Origin of the sequence: uncultured Traorella sp. (genome assembly GCF_944327115.1) — a bacterium.
In the GTDB taxonomy this organism is placed as follows: Bacteria; Bacillota_I; Bacilli_A; order Erysipelotrichales; family Erysipelotrichaceae; genus Traorella.
This window is the reverse complement of sequence record NZ_CALVGS010000030.1, coordinates 1-4,694: the sequence shown is the minus strand read 5'-3', so window position 1 is coordinate 4,694 and position 4,694 is coordinate 1. Positions and strand designations below refer to the sequence as shown.

Here is a 4,694-nt window from a genome sequence, read left to right as displayed (position 1 = left end):
CATGACGGCACATAATTTAGAATCGCTCATTCCTTATTTTATGGATGGCAAAACAAGCTTAAAAACTGCCAGTGATGCGATTTATGTGCAAACGGGAATACGCAACGATCAATATATCCTTGATTTTATATCTCTGTTGATCAATCTTGATCTGGCAAAAGAAGTTTAGGTATATACTAGCTCGAAACCATTAAAGTTTCGAGTTTTTTTCGAACTAATAAAAGCATTATATATTTTGTCAACTATAACTTATAAAATATATTATTGTAATTGAATATAAGATATACCTGTGATAAAATTATAATAAGTTAAAGGTGTGTGATGAAAATGATTAAAAGAGAATCATATATGAGCCGGATTCGTCCTTTTATTGGCAGCGACTTAATTAAAGTTTTAACTGGTATTCGCCGCAGTGGGAAATCTGTTATGCTTCAATTGATCAAAGAAGAACTTATTTCATCCGGAGTAGATTCTCATCAATTTATATCCATTAATTTTGAAAATATGAGCTTTCATCATCTATGTAATGCCAATGCACTTCATGATCATATTATTCATCAATCCTCTGGAATTGATGGTAAAGTTTATTTGTTTTTTGATGAAATACAAGAAGTTTTAGATTGGGAAAAATGCATTAATTCTCTAAGAGTAGAAATAGATTGTGATATTTATATTACGGTTTCAAACGCCAAATTACTTTCCGGTGAACTAGCCACTTATCTGGCAGGACGATATGTTGAGTTTATTATTTATCCATTTTCCTTTCAAGAATTTATTGACTTATATCAAAGTGTTTATCCTCAAACAGATATACGTGAATGTTTTAATCAATATCTCATCATCGGCGGAATGCCTTATCTTGCAAATCTAAGCTTTAATAAAGCTGCCTGTCAACAATACTTGACAGACTTATTTAATTCTGTTGAATTAAAAGATATCATTAAACGTAATAATATCCGCGATACAGATATGTTAGAAAGACTTATTGCTTTTATCACATCACATATTGGTTCTACTTTTTCTTCTACTTCTATTTCTAAATATTTAAAAAGCGAAGGCAGAAATGTTTCAACAGAAACAATCCTTAACTATATCAAAGCTTGTATGGATGCATTTTTATTTTATCAGGTAAAGAGACAGGATCTTCAAGGAAAAAAGATTCTTACAGTTAATGAAAAATATTATATTGCTGACCACGGCATTCGAGAAGCAGTATATGGGTCAAATATGAAAGATATTCAATTAGTGTTAGAAAATATTGTTTATATGGAATTATTACGTAGAGGCTACAAAGTTACAGTCGGGAAAATTGCTGATAAAGAAATTGATTTTGTTTGTGAAAAACAAGGGCAAAAACTATATTTGCAAGTAGCTTATCTTTTAGCTAATGAGGACACGATTCATAGAGAATTTGATATTTATTATTCAATTCGTGATAATTATCCAAAATATGTCATCTCTCTAGATGAATATGATATGAGTCGCAACGGTATTAAACATCGAAATATTCGTGATTTTTTATTGGCTGATGAATGGGATTAGCAAGAGGGGCAGATTATGGAAACAAACGAAAGACAAACAACCAAAAATAATATATCTGAGATTCCTCAGCTTTTAGATTTGAAACATTTTATGGATCATTTGCTTTCTGAAAAGCAATATATCGCAAGAAGCCGTTTTAAAGAAGAATTAGAAGCCAAGGATCAGATCATCCAATTTTTTCTTGTATTAAAGAATAGTGATATGTTAGATATCTTCTGTCAGAAAAATGGTCTTGATCTTAAAGAAATCGAATCCGCTTTAGATGAATATCAAAACTTTGAATCACTTATTGATGATCATAATGAAAATTTCATCCAAAAAACAATGAAAGATGAAAAAGATTATCTTGACCGTATTCTTCTTGAATCTGATCCGAAAATTGTATTAGATGAAGATCAGCGCCGTGTCGTGCTAACCGATGAGGATTACTGCCTTGTAATTGCAGGAGCCGGGGCCGGTAAAACTACGACCGTTGCTGCAAGGGTAAGATACCTTGTAGAAAAAAAGGGTATCGATCCCTCCGAAATACTTGTTGTTTCCTTTACCAATAAAGCGGTTCAGGAATTAGCAGATAAAATTAACAAAGATCTGTCTATTGACTGTCCGATATCTACATTCCATTCAGTTGGAAATGCCATCTTAAGAAAGCATACCCCTGAAAAATTAAATATCGTAGATTCATCAAAGCTTTATTTCATCCTTCAGGATTATTTTAAAAGCGCCATTCTTACCAATGAAACGCTGGTCAATAATCTCATACTATTCTTTTCATCTTATTTTGACGCACCAATGGATGAGAATGATCTAAGTAACTTTTTCAATAAGATTGCTAAGTCAAATTTTTCTACGATGCGGAGTGATTTGAATGAGTATAAAAAACGGGTCATGGATATCCGTTCAAAGAAAATGGTAACGATTCAAAATGAAATCTTACGTTCTCACCAGGAAGTTGAAATCGCCAATTTCTTATATTTAAATCATATCGATTATGAATATGAACCCATTTATAAATATGATATACCACATGCCAGAAAACCTTACACACCGGACTTTAAGATCTGGCAAGATGATAAATATTCTTATCTTGAACATTTTGGTATTTCTGAAAGTGGTAAAAACAATCGTTTTAGTGATGATGAATTAAGGGCTTATAAAAAAGCCATCCAAGATAAAATAAAGCTTCATCATAGACATCAGACACCACTGCTCTATACCTACTCTGAATATAATGACCATCAGCCGTTGCTTAAACATTTACAGGATGAATTAGAAAAGAATGGATTTGAATTACGTCCTCGTTCCAATAAAGAAGTGATGGAAAAACTTGTATCCTCAGAAGAGAACAGATATATCCGGCGATTGCTGACCTTAATTTGTCGCTTCATTACCAATTTTAAAACAAATGGATATCAAGAAGATGATTTTAATCGTATGTATCATTCTACATTGAATGTACGAACACGTCTTTTCTTAAACATTACCCATGATTGTTATTTAGAATATGAACGACAGCTTAAAGAAAGTCATGCTGTTGATTTTCAAGATATGATCAATGATTCTGCGAAACTTTTACGACAGGTCAAAGAAATGAAACAGAAACTTGATTACAAATATATCATCGTGGATGAATACCAGGATATCTCCCGGCAACGCTTTGATTTAGTGAAAGCCTTGTCTGAGGTTTGTGATGCAAAGATCATGGCTGTAGGGGATGACTGGCAGTCGATCTATGCTTTTAGTGGTTCAGATATCACATTATTCACTCAGTTTGCGGAAAAGATGGGATATGCGAAATTATTGAAGATCGTAAAGACCTATCGTAATTCACAGGAAGTCATTGATATTGCAGGTAACTTCATTCAGAAAAATACTTCTCAAATCGCTAAAACTTTGATATCACCTAAAAACATTACAGATCCTGTCATTATTTATACATATGATGCCACACCTAAAAAAGTACATGGTGATAATCGCAGTGGCGTCAATTATGCGATGGCACATGCCGTAGAAACAGCGCTTGAACAGATCCATATGTACAATGAACAAGAAGAAAAGGGAGAAGATTCTTCGATCCTTCTCATTGGCCGCTTTGGATTTGATGCTGATCGTTTAGAAAAGTCCGGCTTATTTGAATTTACACAATATAAAAGTCGGCTGAAAAGTGTAAAATTTCCTAAAATGAACATTACCTTCTTAACTGCTCATGCATCAAAAGGATTGGGATATGACAATGTAATAGTCGTTAATGGAAAAAATGAAACCTATGGATTTCCATCAAAGATAGAAGATGATCTGGTTTTATCTTTTGTTGTCAAAGGGGATCGTTCGATTGATTATGCTGAGGAAAGACGTTTGTTTTACGTTGCCATGACACGCACGAAAAACCGTGTCTATTTCATTGCCCCTGAACAAAATCCTTCGGAATTTTTACTAGAGATCAAACGTGAATATAAAAATGTATCCCTGCGCGGCAGTTGGAATGAAAGCTATCAGCCAAATAATGCCGGTAAAAAAGTTTGTCCTATCTGTGGCTATCCGTTGCAATATCGCTATAAAAATTCATATGGCTTACAATTATATATATGTACCAATGAACCGGAAATTTGCGGATTTATGACTAATGAGTATAAAGCAGGCAAACTTTCGATCTTAAAATGTGACTGGTGTCATGACGGTTATCTCGTGGTAAAGCCGGCAAAAGATGGTAATTATTTCTTAGGTTGCACCAACTATAAATCAGATGGCAGCGGATGTAAACGTGTTATTTGGAAAGAACAGTTTTACAGCATGATGAATTATTCTTCTGACCCTGCCTCATCTAAATCGAATAAACAAGTCATAAGTGAACCAATAAAAATCATCTCTCAAGAAAATATATCTAAGAAAAAAGAATCTGTAACAGAAATAAAAAAAGCTGATCTCCAGCCTGTCTTATATAAAGGGAATGATTTAAACGAGGTTGTCTATACTATCTTGCAGGCCTTATCAAATATCAGTATTCACCACTATTATGGTATTAATATCCTTGCAGATGTACTTCGTGGAGCTAACAGCAAAAAAATTAAAAATGCTAAGCTAGATGAAGTCAAGGAATATGGGAAGCTTAAGACAATTGAAAGAGAAGATCTAATAACGATCATAGAATGGCTGAT

2 protein-coding genes are annotated in these 4,694 nt (G+C 33.4%); both read left to right on the top strand.

What is annotated here, in order from left to right:
• Positions 1 to 348 precede the first annotated feature (348 nt).
• Complete coding sequence (locus Q0K35_RS02320; protein ID WP_294561065.1) at positions 349 to 1,542, top strand: ATP-binding protein; 1,194 nt, start codon at positions 349 to 351, stop codon at positions 1,540 to 1,542.
• Between the two features lie 15 nt (positions 1,543 to 1,557).
• Positions 1,558 to 4,694, top strand: a 3,137-nt coding sequence (locus Q0K35_RS02315) for a UvrD-helicase domain-containing protein (protein WP_294561064.1), incomplete at its 3' end; no start/stop codon positions are given.